Below are 1,453 nucleotides of genomic sequence, written 5' to 3' on the forward strand. Positions count from 1 at the left end.
TGAAGTGCGCCCCAAAAGCTGGACACTGGCTGGCTAGGCTATCGCGGACTGAGCTCGGTACGCTACAGGGCTTAGCCCGCCCAGTTTCATCTTGATTCGATCATGGTTGTAGTAGTGGATGTATTCATCCAATCCAGCTTGCAATTGGGCCACGTTGTCGAAGCGCTCGCGGTAAAAATACTCCGATTTCAATGTGCCAAAAAAACTCTCCATCGTAGCGTTGTCCAGGCAGTTTCCCTTGCGTGACATGCTTTGGTCCAGGCCCGCTTTTTCGAGGCGTTCTCGGTAATCCGGGTAGCGGTAGTGCCAGCCTTGATCCGAGTGCAACATGGGCTTGGCCGCCTCAGGTAGCTGCTCAAGAGCCTTCTCCAGCATGTCGCCCACCAAGCAATAGCGAGGTCGGGTGGCGGTCTGATAAGCGACGATTTCACCGTTGTAGAGATCCAGTACCGGGGACAAGTACAGCTTTTCACCGGCCACTTTGAACTCAGTGACGTCCGTGACCCATTTCTGATTCGGCTGCTCGGCCTCGAAATCGCGAGCCAGCGTATTGGGCGAGGCTTCACCCATCAGTCCGCGATACGAGCGATATTTTTTCGGGCGCACTGTGCATTTGAGACCCAATTCGTCCATCAGCCGTCGCACCGTTTTGCTATTAACTATCAGGCCCTCGTTACGTAACGCAGCGGTCATTCGACGATAGCCATAACGCCCCTTATGGGCGTCCTGGATGCTCTGGATAGCGGCTTTCAGGGGCGCTAACCGATTCCCGCCCGCCATGACCTTGGCTTGATAATAGTAAGTGCTGCGCGGCAAGTCTGCGGCCAGGAGTAGTTCATCGAGCATGAAATGCTCTCGCAACTCAGTGACTAACGTGGTTTTTTGCCGGCTGCCAACTCCTGCCTTTTCTTCTCCTCCCGGTACTCCTTGAGCTTTTTTAGCCAGGCGTTCTCCACCTGAAGCTTGCGAAGCTTGATCAGCAACTGCGCATGCGAGAGGTCATCATCGCTTGGCGATGTCGGGTCAGGAATCTTGTCAGGTGGCAGCGGCATGGCGGTATTCAATCCTTTCCCTGCAACCAGGGCTTCGAAGCCGCCACTGTAATACTGCTGCTGCCACCTGCCCACCTGGCTTGAGTTGCCAAGATTGAAAAGTGCTGCCACGCGACGTAAAGACAACTTGTCTTGCCACATGCGTTGCAGAACGCCAAGTTTGAACTCAGGGCTGTAGACTCTGCTGCGTACCTGCAGGCTGGCATCACCATGCAACCGGTAGGCTTCTACCCAGCGGCGAAGCAAGGTGGGGTCCATCTGGAACTGAGCGGCTACGAAGCGAAAACCTCTGCCTCGCTCAAGGAAAGCAGTGATAGCGGACAGCTTGAATTGCGATGTGTACTTACTCATGAAAACACCCCGGAGGTTGGATAGGGTGTCCAACTTCTGGGGCGCACTTC

Annotated in this window: 1 protein-coding gene; it reads right to left on the bottom strand. The window is 54.9% G+C overall.

What is annotated here, in order from left to right; all coding sequences use genetic code 11:
- Nucleotides 1-33: 33 nt before the first annotated feature.
- A protein-coding gene (locus HU806_RS26150; protein ID WP_186615787.1) for an IS3 family transposase occupies nucleotides 34-1,403 on the bottom strand; the annotation gives its coding sequence in 2 pieces (ribosomal slippage) (nucleotides 34-924 and nucleotides 927-1,403; 1,368 coding nt in all).
- Nucleotides 1,404-1,453: the final 50 nt, after the last annotated feature.

It is taken from the genome of Pseudomonas sp. SWRI154 (assembly GCF_014268645.1).
GTDB lineage: Bacteria > Pseudomonadota > Gammaproteobacteria > Pseudomonadales > Pseudomonadaceae > Aquipseudomonas > Aquipseudomonas marvdashtae.